We start from the raw sequence: 22136 nt of genomic DNA, 5'->3' as shown, positions 1-22136 counted from the left end.
ACCCTTTTTGAGAGACAGCCCAATGGCACCTCCTATCTCCCCACCCCTGAAGGCGCTCCTCCTGGCCATGGAGTACACGCCGAACGTGGCCGGCGGTGTGGGCACCTATGTCTACGAGCTGGCCCGCGGGCTGGCGCGCGGCGGGTGCAAGGTCACCGTCCTGGCGTACACGCCCGGCGAGCCCGCCGTGCTCCGCGAGCCCAACCTCACCGTGCACATGATGCCGCCCAGCCGCGGCAGCCTCTCCCAGGCGGGAAAGCTCTCCCTGGTGGGCGGCATCCGCGTCTTCAACGACGACCTGATTCACCGAGGCCGCGAGCTCATCCACGAGGAGAAGCCAGACCTCATCCATTTCCACCAGTGGCACACCCACCGCGCCGCGCGAGCGCTGGCCCATGAGACCGGTGTGCCGGTGCTGGGGACCAGCCACTACATCTCCGAGCCCGCCGAGCGATGGTGGGGACAGACGCCCGACCCGGAGATTCTCGAGGAGGAGCGCAGCTTCTACGACGGGTCGACGAACGTCATCTCGGTGAGCGACTCCATGAGCGAGCTCATCCGGGAGACCTATGGGATGCCGGCGTCGCTGCTGCACACCATCCACTGCGGCATGGACGCGGGCCCCTTCCTCCAGCCCTCGCACGCGCCGGAGGACTACGCCCGGCTGCGCGCCACAGTGGCCACGCCGGATGACCCGGTCGTCCTCTACACGGGTCGGCTCCATCCCATGAAGGGCATCAGCGCCATCTTCGCCGCCGCCGAGCGCGTGCTCGAACGGCGCCCCAACGTGCGCTTCCTCCTGGCCGGTGGCACCGACTCGCGAGAGTCCACGCAGATGGTGCAGACGCTGACCCAGCGCTACGCGCACCTGCGCCACCGCATCAAGCTGCTGGGCAAACTGCCACGCCAGCAGCTCGGGCTGCTCCATCGAATCGCGGATCTGGCGCTGGTGCCTTCGCTCTACGAGCCCTTTGGCTACACGGCCATCGAGGCCATGGCCTCCGGTCTACCGCTGGTGGCAACGCGCTCCGGAGGCCCGTCGGAAATCGTCGACCACGAGAAGACGGGCCTGCTGGTCCCCGTGCTCCCCGGCGCACCGGGAGGTCCGCGCGAAGTGGACGTCGAGTCGCTCGCTGCCGCGCAGCTCAACCTGCTGGAGGACCGCGAGCGGGCGCGGCGCATGGGGCTCGCCGGCCAGCAACGCGTGGTGGAGCTGTTCAGCCTGCCGCGCATGGTGGCTGCCAACCTCGCTGTGTACCAGAAGCTCGTTGGCGGACAGGGACGCGAGGTGCGGTCATGACGGATTGGTTGGCCTTCCACGTCCCCGCACCGGCGTCCTGGGTGCGGCTGTTCTGTCTGCCTCACGCGGGTGGCAGCGCCTCCCTGTTCCGCACCTGGCAGGCGGAGCTGGGACAAGACATCGAGGTGTGCCCGGTGCAGCTCCCCGGTCGGGAGAACCGCCTGCGCGAGCCACCCCTGCGCGCGCTGCCGGACGTCATCGCGCCCCTGGTGGACGTGCTGGCCAAGCACACGGACAAGCCCTACGCCCTCTTCGGACACAGCATGGGCGCACTGCTCGCATACGAGCTGACGCGGGCGCTGCGCGAGCGCGGGCTGCCGGCGCCGCTGCACCTCTTCGTCGCCAGCTACCGGGCGCCGCACACGCTCCAGGCCCACACACCGGCCACGGCCACCCATGACATCGACGCGTCCGAAGCCCGGCGCCTGGGTGAGTCACGCGCCGTGTCGGGCGAGATGGCGGAAGAGCTGCTGACTTTGATGCGCGCCACCATGCTGGCGGACACCGCCGTGTGCGAGGGCTACGCGTGGAAGCCGGGCCCCATCCTGGCGTGCCCGCTCTCCGCCTTCCGCGGCTTCGACGACTACGTGCCCGATGACGCGACGGAGGCGTGGCGCCAGCTCACCTCCGGTCCGTTCGCCACCCAGACGTTCCTGGGGGATCACTTCTTCCTGCGACAGACGCCGCGCGGCCTGCTGCAGAACATCCGCCGGAGCCTCACCAGGCTGCGGCCCGCATCGACTCGCTGACCCCACTTTTCAAAGGAGCCTTCCCGATGAAGTACCTCGTCTACGTCAAGGATCGCACTTCGGGCCCCCAGCCCCAGGACCCCATCGCCCTCAACCGCGCTGTCCGTGACTGGGTGGGCGCTCGCCTCCAGGACGGCACCTTCGACTGTGCCTACTACGTCCTCCCGAAGATGGGCCTCTGTATCCTCAACGCCGACTCGCATGAGTCGCTGCTGACGCTGCTGCGCGCCTGGCCGTCCTTCGCGTTCCAGGAGTTCGAAATCCACATGCTGGCGGACGTGCGCCACGGCATCGACAACAACTTCGAGCGCCTGCAGAAGGCTCAGGGCCAGAGCGAGAGCGCGGCCTGACGCACCACCCGGGAGAGCTGCCATGAGCACCGCCACCGCCCATAAGGGCGCAGAACCCCTGGTTCCTGAGCGCATGCCGCTCGACAACCGCCGGGCCTTCTACGAGCGCATCGAAGCGAACAATAAACCCGTCATCCTCACCGACGCCATGAAGGGCTGGCCCGCGGCCGAGCGGTGGACCTTCGACTACTTCGCCACGAAGTACCGCGACGTGAGCGTCCCCGTGGAGTGGCTGCAATACAACGCCAAGGACACGGGCGGCGTGGAGCGCGTGGGCCGCGTGCGGAAGATGAGCATGCAGGAGTACGTCGACACGCTGAAGGCGAAGGGCGGCGAAACGCCGGGCTACCTCATCGGCAATGACCTGTTCCGCACCCTGCCGGAGCTGCACCAGGACGTCCGCTTCGACGACTACGCCGTCCAGCGCAAGCTCACCGAGCAGCTCTTCTTCATGGGCCCGCGCGGCACCTTCACCCAGCTCCACCTGGACCGCGCCCACAACCTGCACGCCGTCATGGTGGGCCGCAAGCAGTGGCAGTTGTATTCGCCCAAGCGGGACGCGGAGCTGAGCCCGGCGAAGCTCAGCCACCCGTGGTCCGTCGTGAGCGCCCACGACCTGACGCCCCACGGGGGCAAGGCGGACCAGCTCCCCGGCGGCCTTGTCCCCGACTACGACTTCGTCCTGGAGGCCGGGGAGATTCTCTACCTGCCCTACGGCTGGTGGCACCGCGTGTACACGGTGGAGGACGCCATCGCCACCAACTACTGGTGGTGGACCTGGTCGATGCTGGCCAGGCTGGGCCCGAAGCTCATCCCCTCCATTGCCCTGAGCGCGGTGGGCCGCATCCGCAAGCAGCAGAAGCTGGGCCGCGAGTACCGCGAGCAGTAACGCGGCCCCGAGGCCTCACTCCAGTTCGATGAGGGCGCCCACGATGGCGCCCTGCGCGACGTTCACCACGCCAGTGCCCCGCCGCATGGGGCACATGCGGAGGAAGTGCCCGCCGTAGGTCTCTCCGAGCACGAAGAGCCCCCAGACGGCGATGTAGGGCACCACCGTGCCTTCCGGTCCCAGCGTATGGAGGGGCGTCGGGTGCACGCGCTCCTGCGCCACCCAGCCGCCCACGTCGAGCGCCTTGCGCACGGCCGTGTCCCAGTCCGCGGCGGAGGTCGTCCCACCCACCAGAACGGACTCGCCGCCGTAGTCCCGGCCCGGCTTGAGGACCAGGGACTCGCGTTGCGAGGCCAGCAGCTCCGGAACCAGGTACCGCGCCCCGTCCCGCTCGACGTGCGTCCGTTCGACCCGGCATGACCAGGGCACGTTCCGGCGCACCAACTCCTGTTCCGCCTCGGACAGCGCGGGCGACGTCACGTGCTCCCAGAGCAGCGCGAGGTTGCGCTTGTCGTCGAGCACATCCTGCGCCGGGCCGTTGAGGAGGCTGACCGTCCGGGCATCGAACGCGGCCTGGGCCTGCGCGACGTAGGTCGCTCCCGCCATCGCCAGCCTGTCTCGCGCGTCGTACTCCACAACGGCGTGCAGCCGCTTGCCCCGGAGCGTGAGGTGGGCGCCGGGCTCTGATTCCACCGAGCCATAGGTGGCCAGGAGAACCTCGCCGCGCGCGCCTTCGGGCTGGAGGAGTTCCTGGAGCTGAGCGGTGAAGAACCGGCTCACCTGCTCCGCCGGGCCTGCTTCCGGCAAGGTGCTCGGGGAGAAGAGGATGCCGATGTTGCACTCCCCTTCCCAGTTGACGTCGCGCCGCACGGTGTCGACAACGTTGGAGAAGAAATCGCGCAGCGTCCGCGGCTGACGGACGCGCAGCCGTTGCTCCATGGCGAAGCGCTGCATCGCGGGCTGCGCCAGCACCTGTTGGACGTGGATGGCCGTCTCCCAGCCCCCGACACCCGCGGTCAGGTTGAACTCCACGCACTTGAAGGCCGTGCCGTCATGGATGAAGTCACCACGGCCAATGGCTCCGCGGGCGTCATCCGTCCGCGCCAGGGCATCGAGCGCCGCGTGCGCCCGCTCATGCGGAAGCCCGTAGAACGCCGCCGCGCGATCCGTGGCCCCCAGCAGGCGCCGGGGGGCTCGCTTGATGAGTTGGCAGAGCGCCGGGGCGACCTCTCGCATCTGTCGTGCAACCGGGCCCTCCACGAAGGTGGGCCACGCATGCAGCTCATAGGTGATGAACGGCGACGCCTCATGCGGCTTGAACTTGTGGCGCGAAAGGGCCTCGGGGACGCGCTTTGTGAACTCCAGGAACGCAGCGGCGGCAGGGGAAAGCTGACCGTGCAGCGCTTTGACTTCTGGAGAGAATTGTCCGCCGGGAATCGGCTCGGGCGCGCTCATGGGCGTACGGCTCCTTCAATGAACAAGGGTGAAACCGTTGAAAGGCCTCGGGCTGCTCAAGACATCTCGCAGACCAGCCGCAGCTCGCTCGTGTAGCGGCGCTGAGCCGCATCGGTGAGCCAGAGGTGCTCGGGGTCCGGCAGCATCTCCGAGAACTGGACGCGTGAAGCCGGCGACTCCTCCGCCGTGCGCCGCACCAGCTTCGCCATCATCTCCACCAGCAAGGGGCTGTCGAAGTCCACGAAGCACGGCTTGCGCTCCGTCGCCACCTTGAAGAACGCAAAGCGCGGAATGCCCAGTCCCTGCTGCCAACGCCGGGCCTCCAGCCATTGCGTCATCGGGTCCGTGAGTCCGGCGAAGCCCAGCTCGGAAGCAGGCGCGCTCCAGCGCTCACGGGCGACGACCACGCCATCCACCGTCACCCGAGGCGAGTAGTCATCGGCCAGCGCCAGGTCGAAGATGCTGGCGCAGCGCTGCTCCAAGAACACGGCCATGAACTCCATCAAGTCGAAGCGGCGCCCGCTCACGCGGTCGAGGACCTCCAGCGTGCCGTCACGCCGCTCCACCACCATGTCCCCCACGCGGAGCGCGCGAGCGCCCGGCTGGGGCGGCGGCTCCTGCCCGGAGAGGTAGTAGAGGCTGTCTCGCGGGAAGAGGCACGGCAGCGTCCGCTGGCTCCACTCGGACTTCGGGAACACGGGCACCACGTCGACCCCGGTGGCACACCGCTCCGCGAGCGCGAAGAGTTCCTCGGGCGCTGGGTGCTGTTCCACGAAGAGCGAGGAGATGCTGTTGCACAAATGCAGTTCGCCGAGCACCAACTGGTAGTCCCCGGCGCGAACGGCCTCCTCGCTGGCCGCGTCAATCATCACGTCCGGTGAGGCATGCCAGCGGCTTCGCCACGCCGGGCCCACCTCGCCGAAGGCCTCGAGCACGCGGGGCCGGAGCGAATCGACAGTGCGCGTTTGGCGGCGGACCTCCGGATCCAGGGCAAAGAGCTCACGCCAGCGCCGACGATGCTCGGCGACGGCCTTGGCCACGGGCATCAGCTCCGCTTCAGAGGCCGGGTCCTTGAGTCCCTGGACGAAGGCGAGCTGGAGCGCCGTGAGCGACACAGGTGCGCCACCTTCGGACAACCGGTTGAAGAGCGCATCCAGGCCCGCGCGCGTACCCCGTGTCACCTCCCCCACCAGCCACCGCGCTCCGGTCAGCACCAGCTCCAGCACGGCTCCGAGCCGGCCAATCACCGGAGCGCCCAGCACCAACGCGCCATCCCGCTCACAGTCCTCGTAGATGAGCGTCCGCGAGGCATACGTCTGGCCCGCCGCGCGCGTCGGCGGCGCCCCCGCCACCTCCTGGAACACAGCCTCCAGCTCCGCGACCGCGCCATCCAGGGCCGTGGGCGTCCCAGCCGCGGCTTCGACAGCGGCCCGCGCGCGCTCCAGACGTTCCAGCGGCGCCAGCGCACGGGCCCGCGCGTCTGCATCCTCGATGGCCATCAACGCACCGCGCAGCACCACCTCGGGCCGGATGACGAGCGGCACCTCCCAGCCCCAGAGCAGGACACCGAAACCCACCGCTTGTTCGAGCGCCGTGAAGATTTCATCCTGCGAGGCGAAGGCGGGCGAATCACCGGCCGTGAGCTCCCGCGCGATGCTCACGGCGCTGGCCGAACCATCACACCGAGACAGCAGCAGCGCCTGCTCCGGGCCCAGCTCCACCGGCGTCGGCATGGGGCCGTGAAGCACATGCCCCTCCAGCCGGAAGTAAGGCAACAGCCGGGGCGGTGCCCAGCGACGCAGGGACGCGTCGCGCGCCAGGGCGGCGCTGAGCGCATCCAGGCACCATGTCTCGAAATAGACCGCGCGCCGGGAGACGAGCCGCTGTCCGGGCGTCCAGCGCAGCCCTTCATTCGACGGCGTGAGCCGAGCCCAACCCACGGGACCAAAGAAACCGATGGTGTCGTTCTTGGTGCTGTAGCGCTGGACGTAGGAGGCCACCAGCCGCTCACGCTGCCGGGCCTTGCTGTTCCGAGCGGTGGCGGGAAGGGCCGCCAGCGGCTCCACGCCCGTCTTGTAGGCATGGCGGTTCTGCCACAGGAGGGCCTCGCTCAGGTGGGACTCCCCCGCCAGCGAGCGCAGCGCCGCGCTGATACCCAGCAGGTCCGAGTCGAACACGGTGCGCAGTGCGTCACCGGGTGTCTCAACCCCAGACGCGAGCCATGTATCGGCGGCGGAGGCCGCTGTCGGAGCCGCGAGACGGAGCGCATCCTGAGCGGGAAAGCCGGCGCCACGCAGCGCGGCCCACGGCCACAGGGCCATTCCTGGAGCAAGGGAGACAAGCGCGGGTGCTTCGGGGTTCAAGGAAGTCTGCCCCTTCCGAATAATACGTTTACTCTAGTATAGAGCCTCTCCCTTCCAACCACGAACCCTGTATGAACGCTCAATCATCATTGCCGCGCCTGTCGTATTTCACGGGTCGAGGCGTCGCTGAGAAGATCCGTCTGCTGCTCGCCGAGTCCGGAACGGAGTACGAGGACATCGACCTGGGCGCCTATGACGTGCAGGCCAAGGTGAAGACACCCGCCTTCGAGGCCATCAAGGCGGCTGGCATGCTGGCCTTCGACAAGGTGCCGCTGTGGGAGGAGCCGGACGGCTTCCGCGTGGTGCAGAGCCTGGCCATCTTGCGTCACGTCGCGCGCACCCGCGGCCTCTATGGGAAGGATGCGCGGGAGACCACCGCCTGCGACATGATCATCGACGGCGTCGAGGAAGTGACGGCGCGTGCGCGCAGCCTGACCTCGCTCACGCCAGACCAGCTCTCCGAGCAGCTCCCCATCATCCTGGGCGAGGAACTGCCGCAGTGGCTCGCGCACTTCGAGCGCCTGCTGAAGAGCAACGGCAGCGGTGATGGCTTCTTCGTCGGTCCCTCCGTGACGGTGGCGGACACCAGCGTCTTCGGCTTCCTGGAGCTGCTCGTGGACAACGGCCTCCAGGATCTTCTGGAGAGCACCTACCCTGGGCTGTTCGGGTTCTTCGAGCGCATGAAGCAGCGCCCCAACCTCGCGCGGCACCTCGCCAGCTCCAAGCGGCACCCCGCCGTCCAGCTCCTCAACGGCTGAGCGGATCCGCGCCCGACGAAGCCCCCCGGCCATGACGCTTACCCTGAAATTCCACGACTCCGTCAGCCACCTGAGCGACGCGGAGCTGGATGCCCTCACCTCCGAGTCGAGCGTCTTCTTCGGCCGGCGCTGGTTCCGCATGTTGGACGCGGTCGACCTGTCCGCCATGGCCCGGGGGGAGCTGTCCCTGCGATATGCCATTGCGTATCAGCAGGGCACTCCCGTCGCGCTGTGCCCGTGTTTCATCACCCGCAGCAAGACCATCTACACGCCCTACTCGCTGGAGCATTTCCTCTTCACCAGTTGGAAGAAAGGCTTCGCCAACGGGCCGGCCTGGAGCCGGGCAGCCATCGCTGCGGCGGACCTCTACCGCAACGTGGCCTGGCGCACGGGAGCAGGCTTCGATGGCGGCGTCTTCGTCACCAGCCCGCTCAGCATGCGGAGCAGCATCCTCTGTGCCGCGCAGTCCGTGGACGTCGCGAAGCAGGCGCGGGAGCTCATCCTCCAAGGGCTCCGGGAGCTCGCCACCAGCGAACGGCTGCCGCTCTATTTCTACGGCGTGGAACGGGATGACACGACGCTGAGAGAGGCGCTCACCTCGGCGACGTTCCAGGAAATCTTCATCTACGACGACAACGTCATGGATGTCCCGGGGGACAACTTCGACGCCTACCTGGGACAGTTCAAGAGCGACGTCCGGCGGGTGCTCAAGAAGGAGATGGCTCACGCTCGGGATACGGGCGTTCGCTTCGAGCGCGTCTCCCGGATGGGAGAGATGGCGGAGCAACTGGAGCGGTTCTACGAGGTGACCTACTCCAAGTACGGCAACGAGCACCTCCGCCATCCATCCACGTTCTGGGCAGCGCTCGACCAACACGTCTCGCCCGAGGCCGAGGCTGTGGTCGCCTACCAGAATGGCGACCCCATCGGCTTCTCCCTGCTACTCCACAAGAACGATGAGATGTGGTTCTACCGGGTCGGCCGCGCCGAGGCCGGGGCATCCGAGACGCCGCTGTACTTCAACCTCGCATTCTACGAGCCCCTGCGCCGGGCCTATGAGCTCGGCGTCAAGAAGCTCTGGCTGGGCGCCAGCGGGTACGAGACGAAGCGGCGCCGTGGCGCGCGCAGGCACGGGCTGTACAGCTACCTGTGGATTCCGGGGCGCTGGTCACGCACGGTGCTTCAGCCTTACGTGTCTGCCTACTCCCGCGTGGCCATGGCCATGGCTGCTAGCGGCACACAGAATGGCCGCATCCGCAAGACGCCCTGAAACATCGAGGTGGGGACCTCCGCATCGCCCTCGCCCCAAACGATGCCCACGAGGGACGGCCCCTTCATGCGAGCCGTCCATCACAGCAAGTGGTGCAGCGGTCACGCATCATCATCGTCGTCGAAGCGACGAAGGTTGCGCTGCCGCGCCAGGGTCTGCTTGCGACGCTGGAGCGAAGCATCCGCCGCTGGCGCCTCTTCACGGCGCTCCTGCCCCTCCGCTTCCGCTGGCTTCAGCAACGCCGCCAGGGCCTCCACGGTGACGCCTTCGTAGAGGCTCGACGCAGGCAGGTCCAAGCCCAACTGCTTCTTGATGCGGCCACTGAGCTGCACGGCGATGAGCGAATCACCGCCCAGTTCGAAGAAGTTGTCCTGGATGCCGATGGGCGCCACGCCCAGCATCTCCTGCCACAGCTCCACCAGCGACCGCTGGAGTGGCGTGCCCGGCATGACATACGCACTGCGAAGCTGCGGGCGCGGCTGATACGAGCGAGCACGGACTGCTTCGCCCCCCGGTTCCGCCTGCGATGCCTGAGGCGTGGCGTCGGGCACCGCCGTCACAGGCTGGGATGCAATCGTGCCCCGAGGCGCGGTCTCGACGGCGGCGGGCTCGATCCAGAAGCGCTGGCGCTCGAAGGGATAGGTGGGGAGCGGCACCCGGTAGCGAACCTCCGCGCCATGGAACCCCTTCCAGTCCACGCGAACGCCCGCTTGCCACAGCCGGCCGAGCGTCTCGTAGGCCAGCGGCGCCATGCCGGCGGTGGCCCCGGCGTCCTTGGGCGGAGGCGTGGAAGCCAGCACCGCGTGTGAGGCAGTGAAGGCGGGGTGACGCTTCGCCAGCTTCCCCAGCACCTGGCCCGGGCCTACCTCCAGCAACACGCGCCTGGCGTCGGTGAGGAGCGCGTGCAAGCCGTCCGCGAAGCGCACCGTCCCGCGCAGGTGCTCGGCCCAGTAACGAGGGCTCGTCGCCTGCTCGGCGGTCACCCAGGTACCGGTGACGTTGGAGACAAATGGAAGCATGGGCGCCGCCAGCGGCACCGTGGCCACCTGCGCGGCGAACGCGTCGAGGATGGAGTCCATCATCGACGAGTGGAAGGCATGCGACGTCACCAGCGGCTGGCACTGAATCCCCGCCTCCTGGAGCTGCTTTCGCACCGCTTCGACGGCTGCGTGCGTCCCCGACAGCACGCACTGCATGGGGCCATTGAGGGCCGCCAGACTGAGCTCGATTCCGCCTGCGCGCAGGTACGGCTGAACCTCGTCCTCGGACAGGGGCACCGCCAGCATCGCACCGGAAGGAAGTCCCTGCATGAGCCGGCCACGCGCGGCCACCAGTCTCAGCGCATGCTCCAGCGAGAAGACACCCGCGAGGCACGCCGCCACGTATTCGCCGATGCTGTGTCCCAGCATCGACTGCGGCATCACGCCCCAGGACATCCAAAGGCGCGCGGTAGCGTACTCCAGCGTGAAGAGCGCGGGCTGCGTGAGCGCCGTCTGCGCCAGCTTCGCCCCGCTGACCTCGGCGGCCTCGGACTGAGGGTACAGCACCGTTCTCAGGTCCAGTCCGTCCAGGTGGGGCTTCAGCAACTCCGCGCAGCGGTCCACCTCGACGCGGAAGACGGGCTCTGCCTCGTAAAGCGCTCGCCCCATGTCCACGTGCTGCGAGCCCTGGCCCGGGAAGAGGAACGCCACGGACCGCTCCACCGCGTCCTGCGCCTCGGTGAATACACGAGGGCATTGTGGCTGTGACAGCGCGTCGACCGCATCCTCCGCGCTGCGAGCCAACACGAAGCGACGGTGCAGGAAACGTTGGCGTCCGGCCTGGAGCGTCCAGGCCACGTCCGCCAGATTCACACCCCCTTGTTTCTTCAATGACTCCACCAGCCGCGTCGTGACCGACTCCAACGCCGAGGGCGTCCGGGCCGACAGAGGCAACAGGTGCCATGCACGTCGCGAGGGTGCGCTCGCGGGCAACCGGGGAGCCTCCTCCAGCACCACGTGCGCGTTGGTGCCGCCCACGCCGAAGGAACTCACGCCCGCGCGCCGCGGCGAGTCCCCCGCGGGCCAGGGCTTGAGCGTGGCGTTGACGTAGAACGGGCTGCTGTCGAAGTCGATGGCTGGGTTGGGACGCTCGTAGTGAAGACTGGGCGGCAGCTCGCCGTGCTTCAGCGCCATCACCGTCTTCATCAGGCCCGTGATGCCCGCCGCCGCGTCCAGGTGGCCCATGTTGCCCTTCACCGAGCCCAGCGCGCAGAAACGCCGTCGCTGGGTGGTGGCACGGAAGGCCTTGGTGAGCGCCTGCACCTCAATGGGGTCGCCCAGCGGCGTGGCGGTGCCATGGGCCTCCACGTAGCTGATGTCATCCGCATCCAGTGCCGACGCCGCGAGCGCCTCGGCCACCACCTGAGCCTGGCCATCCACGCTGGGCGCGGTGAAGCCCGCCTTCAGCGCACCGTCATTGTTGGTGGCCGAGCCCTTGATGACGGCGTGGATGGTGTCACCGTCCCGCACCGCGGCTCGCAGCTTCTTCAGCAGCACCACGCCCACGCCGCTGCCGAAGAGCGTGCCCTGCGCCTTCGCATCGAAAGGCCGGCAGTGGCCATCCGGAGAGGCCATGCCACCCTCCGCGTGCCGGTACCCGTTGAAGAACCCCACGTTGACGGATGCACCGCCCGCGAGCGCCATGTCGCACTCGCCATTGAGCAGGCTCTGGCAAGCCTGGTGCACCGCCACCAGCGAGGTGGAGCACGCGCTCTGCACGGTGTGGCTGGCTCCCCTCAGGTTGAGCTTGTACGAGACGCGGGTGGCCAGGAAGTCGCCCCCGTTGCCGATGTTCACCTGCACCGGCTCGAAGGACTCCAGCACGCGTGGGTTCCGCGCCAGGTTCATCAACAGGTACGTGTTGAGCGTGGCGCCGCCGAACACGGAGATGGCGCCGACGTAGTCACGCGGTGAATAGCCAGCGTGCTCGAACGCCTCCCAGGACGCTTCCAGGAAGACACGGTGCTGGGGGTCCGTGATTTCCGCCTCGCGTGGCGGCATCTCGAAGAAGGCCGCGTCGAACGACTCCGGCTCCGGAAGGATGGCCGCGGCTCGCACGAAGGACGGGTCCTCCAGCCGCTCCTCAGACACACCGGCCGCGCGGGCCTCCTCCTTGGAGAAGAAGCGGATGGACTCCACCCCCTCTCGGAGATTGGCCCAGAGCGTGTCCACATCCCGAGCGCCGGGAAAGCGCCCGGCCATGCCGATGATGGCGACGTCGGCGTCGTCGAACTCCTGAGGGAGCTTGCTGTCCAAGGTGTCGTCTCCAGGTTCTCGTAGGTCGAAGGGGGCTTCAGTGCGGGCACGCGCCCTATTCGCGACGGCTGCGACGCTCTCTGCGTTGAGCCCCACGGCTCTGGCTGGACTCGAAGGCGGTGGTCTCCGCTGGGGCCGGTCCCTGTCCCAGCTTCTTCGCCAGGGTGGCCACGGTGGGGGCCTCGAAGACGCTGGTGAGGGGCACGTCCCGCCCCAGCTCCCGCTTCATCCGCCCGACGATCTTCAGCCACAGGAGTGAATTCCCTCCCAGGTCGAAGAAGTTGTCGTGAATGCCCAACTGCTCCAGTCCCAACTGCTCCTGCCACACACGCACGAGCGCGCGCTCCACCTCATCGGTGGGTGCCACATACTCAGTGCCCAGCGCGGGACGTGAGTGCAACGTGCCCCCCGCGTCCTTCTTCGCGCCCGCGCCCTCGCGCCGTACCCACTGCGCCACGCGCGCGTCCAGGTTGCCCGTGGACACCAACACCTGCCCTTCCAGCGGCGCCTCCACCACCCGGCGAAAGGCCTCCACCGCCTCGTCGGGCGTCATGGCGAACTGGTCGATGCTGGTCTGGACCGCCTTCGCGCCCTCGGCGGCATCCACTGGCCACCCATCCCAGTTGGTGCTCAGCCACCGCGGGCCCCCGGTCCGCGAGCGCGCCGCCGCGAATGCATCCAGGAAGGCATTGGCCGCCGCGTAGGCCCCCAATCCCAGGCCACCCAGCACCGTGGCGTTGGAGGACACCAGCAGCACGAAATCCAACGAACGGCCCGCCAACGCCCGGTCCAGTGCATATGTGCCATGCACCTTCGCCCGGAAGTGCGGCGCGCACGTCGCCGGCTCCATGGCGCCAAGCAACGACACCGCGCCGTCGCCCGCGAGCCCCGCGGCGTGGATGACTCCATCCAGCGCGCCAAAGCGAGAATCCACCTCCGCCAGGACCGTGCGCAACTGCGCCTCATCCGCCACATCCGCGCGAGCCACCAGCACCTCCGCTCCCGCGGCCTCCAGCGCTCGCACCGCACGTTGACGGCGGCCATCCGCGTCCTGCTCCGCGCCGGAGCGCCCCACCAAGACCAGCCGCGCCTGCCTGGTGCGCGCCAGATAATCCGCCATCCGCAAGCCCACGCCGCCCAGGCCGCCCGTGATGAGGTACACGCCGCGCTGCTTGAGGGGCCAGGACACCGGCGTGTCCGCTTCGATGCGCAGCGGCTCGTACGCCTGCACCTGCCGGTGTGGGCCGCGCCAGGCCACCACCGGATCCGGGGCATCCGACGTCACCTCCCGCACCAATGCGTCCACTGATGGCGTGCTGACGTCCACGTAGCGGCACGCCACGGTGTCCAACTCTTGCGGAATCACCTTGCACAGCGCCGGCAGCGTGGCGCGCTCGGGAGCCACCGCATCGGCGCTCTCCACCTCCAGCGCTTCGCGCCCCACCACCGTCAACTCCACGGGCCCGGGCAGCTCCGCACCGGACAGGGCCTGCGCCAGCCGCAGCACGCTAAAGAAACCGCGCGCCTGAGCCTCGTCAAAGTCCGCCCCGGACACATCGAGGCTCCAGAGGTACACCACGCGCTCCACGTTGAAGCTCCGAGCCTTCAACGCACGTAGGAACTGGGCGTGGTCCTCACGCTCTCGCCCATCCACGGTGAACTCGTGCTCCGTCACCTGACGGAAACCGGGGCCGGGCGTCACGCGAATGACACCGTGGCCCAGGCGCTCCAACCGCTCCGCCAGGGCCGCCCCCAGGCCCCCCACATCCTGGTAGACGACCCATCCGCGCGGCGTCACGGGCCCTGCCTTGGGCATCAACGGCGCACGCTGCCACGCGGGAAGATAGAACCAGCCGGCCACGTCCGCGCTCTTGCGCGCGATACCCCTTCGACGCGAGGAGGACACCTCCGGCGCCAGCCAGTAATCCTGGCCCTCGAAGGGATAGGTCGGGAGCGGCACCCGCAGACGCCGAGCACCGCCATGTACCGCGCTCCAGTCCACCTCCATGCCCGCCGCCCAGAGCCGGCCGACGGTGGTGGAGAGAAACGCGTCATCCGGCACCGGGTCCTGGGGGTGACGCAGCGAGGAGAGAACCGAGGGGGCCTTGGGCCCATTGAGCTGCAGGCGCGCCAGTGTCCCCAGCGTGCGGCCTGGACCGACCTCCAGGTAGACACGCCCAGGCTGCGCGGCCAGCGTGCGGATGCCGTCACCAAAGCGCACCGTCTGCCGCAGATGCCGCGTCCAGTAAGCCGGGTCCACCGCTTCCTCGGGCGTCATCCACGTGCCGGTGACGTTGGAGACAATGGGCAACGTGGGCGCATTGCGCGTCAGGGTCCCCACAAAGGACTCGAAGCGCGCGAGGATGGGCTCCACCAGGTGCGAGTGCGCCGCCACGTCGATGGGGATGTGACGGAACTCCACCTCGCGCCGGGTCAGCTCGGCGGCCAGCGCCTCGACGGCGTCCACCGTCCCGGCGACCGCGCACTGCGCGGGTCCGTTCATCGCGGCAATGGACAGCGAATCCCCCAGCAACGGGCGAAGCTCCGCCTCGGGCAACGGGACGCTGAGCATGCCGCCACCGGGCAGTTCTTCGAAGAGCTTGCCGCGCAGCACCACCAGCGCCAGTGCGTCCTCCAAGGAGAAGACGCCCGCGAGGCAGGCCGCGGCGTACTCGCCCAGGCTGTGGCCGATGAGCGCCTCGGGCTTCACGCCCCAGGATTGCCACAGCTGCGCCAGCGCGTATTCCACGGTGAAGAGAGCCGGCAGCGCCAGCGAGGTGCGCTTGAGGCGCTGCACGGCATCCGCGGCATTCGCCGCGTCCGGGTACATGACGGGCCGCAAGTCAAAGCCCAGCCGAGGCCTCAGGAGCTCACAGCAGCAGTCCACGGCCTCGCGGAACACCTTCTCGGAGGCGTAGAGGCCACGGCCCATGTCCGGGTACTGCGCGCCTCCGCCGGGGAACATGAAGACGGCCGACGGCGTGCTGTTGCCCGGGGCCAAGGTAAACATGCGCTGCGGGTCCTTGGACTCCAACGCCGCCACGGCACTCGCCCGGTCCTCACACACCACTATGCGGCGGATCTCCATGGGCTTGCGCCCGACCTGAAGCGTCCAGGCCACATCCGCGAGCTGCTGCTCCGGGTGGGCCTGCAAGTGCGCCAGCAACGCGGCCGTCTGGGACTCCAGCGCCGAGGGTGTCTTCGCGGACAGCACCAGGAGCTGCAATGGGCGCGCCGCATCGCCCGGGAGGGAGACAGGCGCCTCCTCCAGGATGACGTGCGCGTTGGTGCCACCAATCCCGAACGAGCTCACCCCCGCGCGCCGAGGCGTGTCCCCCTCCGGCCACGGCTTGAGCGCGGCGTTGACGTAGAAGGGGCTGCTCTCGAAGTCGATGCGTGGGTTGGGCTTCTCGTAGTGAAGGCTGGGAGGCAGCTCGCCATGCTCCAACGCGAGCACCGTCTTCAGCAGGCCGGTGACTCCCGCCGCCGCGTCCAGGTGGCCCACATTGGTCTTCACCGAGCCCAGCCCGCAGAAGCCACGCTTGTCCGTCCCCGCTCGGAAGGCCTCCGTGAGGGCCTGCACCTCCACGGGATCTCCCAGTGGCGTGGCGGTGCCATGCGCCTCCACATAGGAGATGGAGTCCGGGGACACCTCCGCTACGGCCTGTGCGCGGGCAATGACCTCCGACTGTCCCTCGACCCCGGGGGCGGTGTAGCCCACCTTCATGGCGCCGTCGTTGTTGATGGCCGAGCCACGGATGACGGCGTGGATGGTGTCACCATCATTCAGCGCATCTTCCAGGCGCTTGAGCACCACCACGCCCGCGCCGCTGCCGAAGAGCGTGCCCTGCCCCTTGGCGTCAAACGCGCGGCAGTGCCCGTCCGGAGAGGTGATGCCGCCGTCCTGAGAGTGGTAGCCCGTGCGCTGGGGCATGTGCACGGACACGCCGCCCGCCAGCGCCACGTCGCACTGGTAGCCCAGCAGCGACTGACAGGCGAGGTGCGTGGCCACCAACGACGTCGAGCATCCCGTCTGCACGGTGAGCGCGGGCCCCTTGAGATTGAAGTGATAGGCCACGCGCGTGGCCAGGAAGTCTTTGTCGTTACCGACCATGGCCGGGAACGTGTCCTCGGCCTGCTGGAACTCCGCCCGGGAGAGCAGATTGAACAGCAGATAAGTGCTCAAGCTGGAGCCCGCGAAGACGCCGGTAGAGACCGTCAACCGGCCCGGGGCGTAGCCCGCGTGCTCCAGCGCCGACCAGGCACACTCCAGGAAGATGCGGTGCTGCGGGTCCAGCAACTCCGCCTCACGTGGGGCGTATCCGAACAAAGCCGCGTCGAAGCGCCCCGGCCGCTCCAGGACAGGGGCTGCGCGAACGAAGTTTGGATTGGCCAGCCAGCCGGGCTCCACGCCCAACGCCTTCATCGCTTCGCTGGTGAAGAAGGTGATGGCCTCCCTGCCCTCACGCAGCAGGCGCCAGAAGGCCTCCACGTCTTCAGCACCGGGCACGCGGGCGGCCATGCCGACAATGGCTACCGCGAGACTCGCGTCCCCCTCATACCGGGTGTGACGACCCATGTTTGTCTACCCCTGCTTCCTTGCGCGCGGCTGATGGAGCTCGAACCGCTCGAGCTGCTGCTCCGAGCGCCCCTGGGACGAGACTCGGCGGCGCTTCGATGCACTGAAGGACTGGACGGACTCACGTCAGGGGGACGCCAGCATCCCATTCACCGGATGCCCGACATGCACCTGCCTGCCGCGTGCTCGCCCGCTCTCTCCGAGAACGGCAACTACACTCCAGGTAGCTCATCCTGGTACCAGTATGACATTGCCTGCTGTGGTAACCCCAGCCGTAATCCAGCGATAACTGCCTAGTCAATTTACCTAGAAAAAGTAACTTGACGCACCATATAAGTTTTTCGTGCTCTAGCGACTTTCACATTGAAAGCTGCTTTACTTGAGGCGCTGGGGGGCCTGCTTCGTTGCTTGCTGTTTCGCGCGCCAGGGCCCCGGCGTGCTCCGGAATGGAACCGCTGCGCGCGAGCGTGCGGGTCCTCCGGCTCCCGAAAACATCTTGGGGACTCAAGAAATCATGGCTGGCGACACCCACTGGAACGGGCTGGAGATTGCAATCATCGGGATGGCGTGCCGCTTTCCCGGGGCCTGTAACGCCGAGGCGTACTGGCGGAACCTTCGGGATGGCGTCGAGTCCATCACCTTCCTCCAGGAGTCGGAGCTGGAGCCTTCCGTCATGGAGGACCCGGCGCTGCGCAAGTCGCCGCAGTACGTGCGCGCCGCGGCCCCCATCGAGGGCGCGGACCTGTTCGACGCGGCCTTCTTCGGCATCACCCCCAAGGAAGCCGAGGTGATGGATCCGCAGCAGCGTGTCTTCCTGGAGTGTGCCTGGGCGGCCCTGGAAGACGCGGGCTACGACCCCGAGCGCTATCGGGAGCACATCGGCGTCTACGCGGGAGCCCGAACCAACACGTACGTCTTCAATCTCTTCTCCAACCCGGCCGCACTGGGGATGCTCGGCGCGTTCGAGGTGGGCCTCGGCAACGACCTGGCCTTCCTCAGCACGCGGGTGGCGCACCGGCTCAACCTGAAGGGTCCGGCCTATTCGCTGCACACCGCCTGCTCCACCTCACTGGTTGCGGTGCACCTGGCTGCCCAGGCGCTCCTCGCGGGCGAATGCCGCATGGCCCTCGCTGGCGGTGTGGCCCTCCAGTCGCCTCAGCGCACCGGCTACCTGTATCAATTTGGTGGTGTTGCATCGCCAGACGGACGCTGCCGCACCTTTGATGCGCAGGCGCAGGGCACCCTCTTCGGTAACGGCGCGGGCCTGGTGGTGCTCAAGCGCCTGGAGGACGCCCTGGAGGATGGAGACACCATCCACGCCGTCATCCGTGGCTCGGCCATCAACAACGACGGCGCCCAGAAAGCCAGCTTCAACGCCCCCAGCGTCCAAGGCCAGTCACGCGTCATCCGCAATGCCTTGCTGACCGCGGAGGTGGACGCGCGGAGCATCACCTATGTGGAGGCCCATGGCACGGGCACCCAACTGGGAGACCCCATCGAGGTCCGCGCGCTCACCCGCGCCTTCCGGACGAGCACGCAGGACACAGGCTTCTGCGCGCTCGGCTCGGTGAAGCCCAACATCGGCCACCTGGATGCCGCGTCTGGCATCGCCAGCCTCATCAAGACGGTCCTCGCACTGAAGCACCAGCAGCTGCCGCCCACGCTGCATTTCCAGGAGCCCAATCCGCAGATTGACTTCGCCACCAGTCCCTTCTTCGTCAACGCCACCCTGAGGGACTGGGCGCCGGGCCCCTCCCCTCGCCGAGCCGGTGTCAGCGCCTTTGGCATTGGTGGCACCAACGCGCACGTCATCCTGGAGGAGGCCCCAGCCGTCGCCCCCACCGCGGACGCCCGTCCCTGGTACGTGCTGCCGTTGTCGGCGAAGACAAGCACCGCCCTGGATACCGCGACGGAGGCGCTGGCCAGCCACCTGGAACAACACCCGGAGCAGGCGCTGAAGGACGTGGCCTACACGCTGCAAGTGGGACGGCAGGCCTTCCAGCACCGCCGCATCGCCGTGGTGAAGGACCGGGAGCACGCCATCCGCGTGTTGCGAGGCGAGGAGCCAGAGCGGCTGGTGACGCTGAAGCAAGAGGCACGAGGCCGCCCCGTGGCGTTCCTCTTCCCGGGAGGAGGCACCCACCACCTGGGCATGGGCGCGGGCCTCTACCGCACGGAGCCCGTCTTCCGTGAGGCCGCCGACGAGGTCGCCAGCGTCCTGCGCCCGCACCTGGGCGTGGATCTGCGCACGGTGCTCTACCAGGAGCCCCTCCAGGAGGTGCCGGGGCTCTCCCGCAACGCGCTCGCGCTGCCCGCCATCTTCCTGACGGAGTACGCCCTTGCGCGGCTGTGGATGTCATGTGGCGTGGAGCCGGAGCAGATGCTCGGCCACAGCCTGGGCGAGTACGCGGCGGCGTGCATCGCCGGTGTGCTGTCGGTGGAGGATGCGGCGGCCCTGGTGGCGCTGCGTGGCCAGCTCATGGATGAGCTGCCCGCCGGGTCCATGCTGAGCATCAGCCTTCCCGAGGCGGAGGTGGTGCCGCTGCTGGGCCAGGAGTTGGACCTCGCGGCGGTGAATGCGCCCTCGCAGTGCGTGGTCTCCGGCCCACTGGCGGAGGTGAAGCGATTGATGGCGGAGCTGACGGCGCGAGGCGTGGAGCACCGCCAACTGCACGTGGAGGCGGCGGCGCACTCGCGCATGCTGGAGCGCATCCTGCCGCGCTTCCACGAGCGCGTGTCCCGTCTGACGCTCCGTCCCCCCGAGCGCCCCTACATTTCCAGCCGGACCGGCCAGCCCGTCACGGGGGACGAGGTGACGCGGCCTCAGTACTGGGTGGACCATCTGCGCCACTCGGTACGCTTCCGGGACGGCATGCAGGTGCTGCTGGAGGACTCGACGCGCGTCCTGCTGGAGGTGGGGCCCGCGCAGTCGCTGACCGCCGTGGCAAGGCTCCAAGGCGAGCCCGCCGGCGCGCGCACCATCGTCTCCTCCGCGCGCCATCCCAAGGATGACCAGCCGGACGAGGCCGTCTTCTTGAATGCGCTGGGACGGCTGTGGCTCGCGGGCGTGGAGGTGGACTGGAGCGGCGTGCACGGGACGGAGACGGTCCGGCGCATCCCCCTTCCCACGTACCCCTTCGAAGGGCAGCGATATTGGGTTGCTCCTCTGGACCGGTCCGCCGCGCTGCTGGCCTCGCAGGCCGCGGGCGCCAGCAAGCTGACCGACATCGCGGACTGGTTTCACCTGCCCTCGTGGCGGCGCACGCCTCCGGCCACGCTGGCGCCCTCGGCGCTCGCCCAGCCCCGGTGCTGGGTGGTGTTCACCGACGGAGGTCCGTTGGCCTCGCGGCTCGTCTCTCGGTTGGAAGAGGCGGGACAGTACGTCGTCACCGTGCACGCGGGCGCCGCGTTCTCCCGTGACGATGAGCGGCGCTTCACCGTGGCTCCGAGCGCACCTGGAGACTACGCCGCGCTGCTGAGCGCGCTGGAGGACCTGACACCCCGGCCTGAAGTGTTCGTCCACCTGTGGAGCCTGACGCCGCAGGGCGAGCGCGAGTCCATACTGACGCGGTTCCAGGCCGCGCAAGCGTTGGGCTACTACAGCGTGGTGCACCTGGGGCAAGCCCTTGCCGGACTGAAGGATGCGCGCCCACTCCGGGTGGAGGTCATCTCCAACCACCTGTTCGACCCGGACGGCCGAGCGGAGGCGCTGCCGGAGAAGGCGCCCCTGTTGGGCCCCTGCCAGGTGCTGTCGCAGCAACACGTGCACATCACCGCGCGCGGCGTCGATGTGATCCTCCCTGGCGCAGAAGGCGTTGCGGCCCTGGCCGAACAGCTCGTCGCCGAGCTCGCCACGGAGGCACGAGACGTCCGGGTGGCCTTGCGCGGTTCACGCCGCTGGGTCCAGGAGCTGTCTCCCGTTCGGCTGACGGAGACGGCCGCCCCCGCGCGACCTCTGCGTGAGCGCGGCGTGTACCTCATCACCGGCGGCCTGGGCCGCGTGGGCCTGCTGCTGGCCAGCCATCTGGCGCGCACGAAGCAGGCGCGGCTGGCGCTGGTGGGCCGCACGCCGCTGCCGCCCCGGCGTCTCTGGGACGATTGGGTTTCCACCCAGGGTGAGGACGACGACGCCAGCCTGCTCATCCGGCGCGTGCGTGAATTGGAGTCACACGGAGCAGAGGTGCTCGTCCTGAGCGCCGACGTCTCCAAGCCGCACTGGATGCAGGAAGTCCTGGCCGAGGTGGACCAGCTCTTCGGCGCGCTCCACGGGGTGCTGCACTGCGCGGACCTTCCCCTGGCTCCGCCCGAACGGACCCCGCCCTCCGCGACGAACCCGGACGCGGAGGCCCGTTTCCGCGCCAAGGTGCGCGGCACGTACGTGCTGGAGGACGTCCTGCGCGACCGGGCGCTGGACTTCGTGATGCTGTTCTCCGCGTCGGCGGCGGTGCTGTCGCCCTTCGGCGACACGCCTTCGACGGCGGCCAACCTCTTCGTGGATGCGTTCGCGGCTCACCGCAGCCGGAGCGCAGGAACGCCTTGGATGAGCGTGGCCTGGGACCCGTGGCCGCGAGCGGCCGGCGCCAGCGATGCGCGCGCTCCTGGCCTCGAGCCGTATGCCATGACCGAGAACGAAGCCACCGAGGCCTTCCAGCGAGTCGTCACGGGCGGCCTGGATGGCCCGGTGGTGGTGGCCACGGGTGACGTGTCACGGCGACTGACTGCGTGGCTCCAGCGGGCGGTCGCGCTGCCCAAGGTCGCTCGCAAGGTCCGCACCGGAGACGAAGAGCTTCCCGCCAATGAGCTGGAGCGTGTCATCGCGGCCCTGTGGCAGGAGGTCCTGGGTGTCGAACAGGTGGCGCGGCACGACCACTTCTTCGAGCTGGGCGGGCACTCGCTGCTCGCCACGCAGGTCGTCGGGCGCCTTCGCTCACGGCTGCAGCTGGACCTGAGTCTGGCACTGCTCTTCACGTCGCCCACCGTGGCGGGTCTGGCGAAGGCAATCGCCGACCTCCAGGCGCGGCAACAAGAGTCCCTCTATCGCGAGCTGCTCGACCGGGTCACCCGCGTCTCCGAGCAGGAGCTCGCCGAAGAGCTTCGGCGCCGCGGCGTGAAGGCCGCGTGAACGGA

The 22136-nt window shown here is 68.7% G+C and carries 11 protein-coding genes; 7 read left to right on the top strand and 4 right to left on the bottom strand.

Annotated features, from left to right (window positions below; genetic code table 11):
- Positions 1–22 precede the first annotated feature (22 nt).
- From FMQ63_RS02750 to FMQ63_RS02735, 4 genes are read left to right on the top strand one after another with little or no spacing between them, the layout of a single operon-like run.
- Positions 23–1300 carry a glycosyltransferase family 4 protein gene (locus FMQ63_RS02750; protein WP_011553647.1) on the top strand — a complete coding sequence of 426 codons (1278 nt, stop codon included), beginning with the start codon at positions 23–25 and terminating at the stop codon, positions 1298–1300.
- Positions 1297–2049 carry a thioesterase II family protein gene (locus FMQ63_RS02745; protein WP_011553646.1) on the top strand — a complete coding sequence of 251 codons (753 nt, stop codon included), beginning with the start codon at positions 1297–1299 and terminating at the stop codon, positions 2047–2049. The genes FMQ63_RS02750 and FMQ63_RS02745 overlap by 4 nt, the downstream gene beginning before the upstream one ends.
- Before the next feature lie 26 nt (positions 2050–2075).
- The gene (locus FMQ63_RS02740) at positions 2076–2399 is read left to right on the top strand and encodes a hypothetical protein (RefSeq protein WP_011553645.1); all 324 of its coding nucleotides are present in this window, start codon (positions 2076–2078) and stop codon (positions 2397–2399) included.
- Between the two features lie 22 nt (positions 2400–2421).
- Positions 2422–3288 (top strand): cupin-like domain-containing protein, encoded by an 867-nt coding sequence (locus tag FMQ63_RS02735; RefSeq protein WP_011553644.1) that lies wholly within the window; start codon positions 2422–2424, stop codon positions 3286–3288.
- Positions 3289–3303: 15 nt separating this feature from the next.
- On the opposite strand, the gene FMQ63_RS02730 is transcribed toward FMQ63_RS02735, so the two are convergent.
- The gene (locus FMQ63_RS02730) at positions 3304–4743 is read right to left on the bottom strand and encodes a hypothetical protein (protein ID WP_011553643.1); all 1440 of its coding nucleotides are present in this window, start codon (positions 4741–4743) and stop codon (positions 3304–3306) included.
- A gap of 56 nt (positions 4744–4799) precedes the next feature.
- Complete coding sequence (locus FMQ63_RS02725; protein ID WP_011553642.1) at positions 4800–7064, bottom strand: lantibiotic dehydratase; 2265 nt, start codon at positions 7062–7064, stop codon at positions 4800–4802.
- A 113-nt stretch (positions 7065–7177) separates the two neighbouring features.
- Between FMQ63_RS02725 and FMQ63_RS02720 the strand changes: the two genes are divergently transcribed.
- Complete coding sequence (locus FMQ63_RS02720; RefSeq protein WP_011553641.1) at positions 7178–7864, top strand: glutathione S-transferase; 687 nt, start codon at positions 7178–7180, stop codon at positions 7862–7864.
- A 31-nt stretch (positions 7865–7895) separates the two neighbouring features.
- Positions 7896–9134: a GNAT family N-acetyltransferase gene (locus FMQ63_RS02715; protein WP_011553640.1), complete on the top strand. Its 1239-nt coding sequence runs from the start codon at positions 7896–7898 to the stop codon at positions 9132–9134.
- Positions 9135–9235: 101 nt separating this feature from the next.
- Here FMQ63_RS02715 and FMQ63_RS02710 read toward each other — a convergent pair whose 3' ends face one another.
- On the bottom strand, positions 9236–12430 hold the full coding sequence (locus FMQ63_RS02710) for a type I polyketide synthase (RefSeq protein WP_020478747.1): 3195 nt from the start codon (positions 12428–12430) through the stop codon (positions 9236–9238).
- Between the two features lie 55 nt (positions 12431–12485).
- Positions 12486–17009, bottom strand: coding sequence for a type I polyketide synthase (locus tag FMQ63_RS02705; protein WP_011553638.1), 4524 nt, complete (start codon positions 17007–17009; stop codon positions 12486–12488).
- 514 nt (positions 17010–17523) lie between these two features.
- On the opposite strand from FMQ63_RS02705, the gene FMQ63_RS02700 reads away from it, so the two are divergent.
- On the top strand, positions 17524–22131 hold the full coding sequence (locus tag FMQ63_RS02700; RefSeq protein ID WP_225909262.1) for a type I polyketide synthase: 4608 nt from the start codon (positions 17524–17526) through the stop codon (positions 22129–22131).
- Positions 22132–22136 lie beyond the last annotated feature (5 nt).

Source organism: Myxococcus sp. CA005, assembly GCF_006518205.1.
Lineage (GTDB): Bacteria > Myxococcota > Myxococcia > Myxococcales > Myxococcaceae > Myxococcus > Myxococcus xanthus.
Note: the sequence above shows the minus strand (reverse complement) of the source record. Positions and strands in the feature narration are given on the sequence as shown.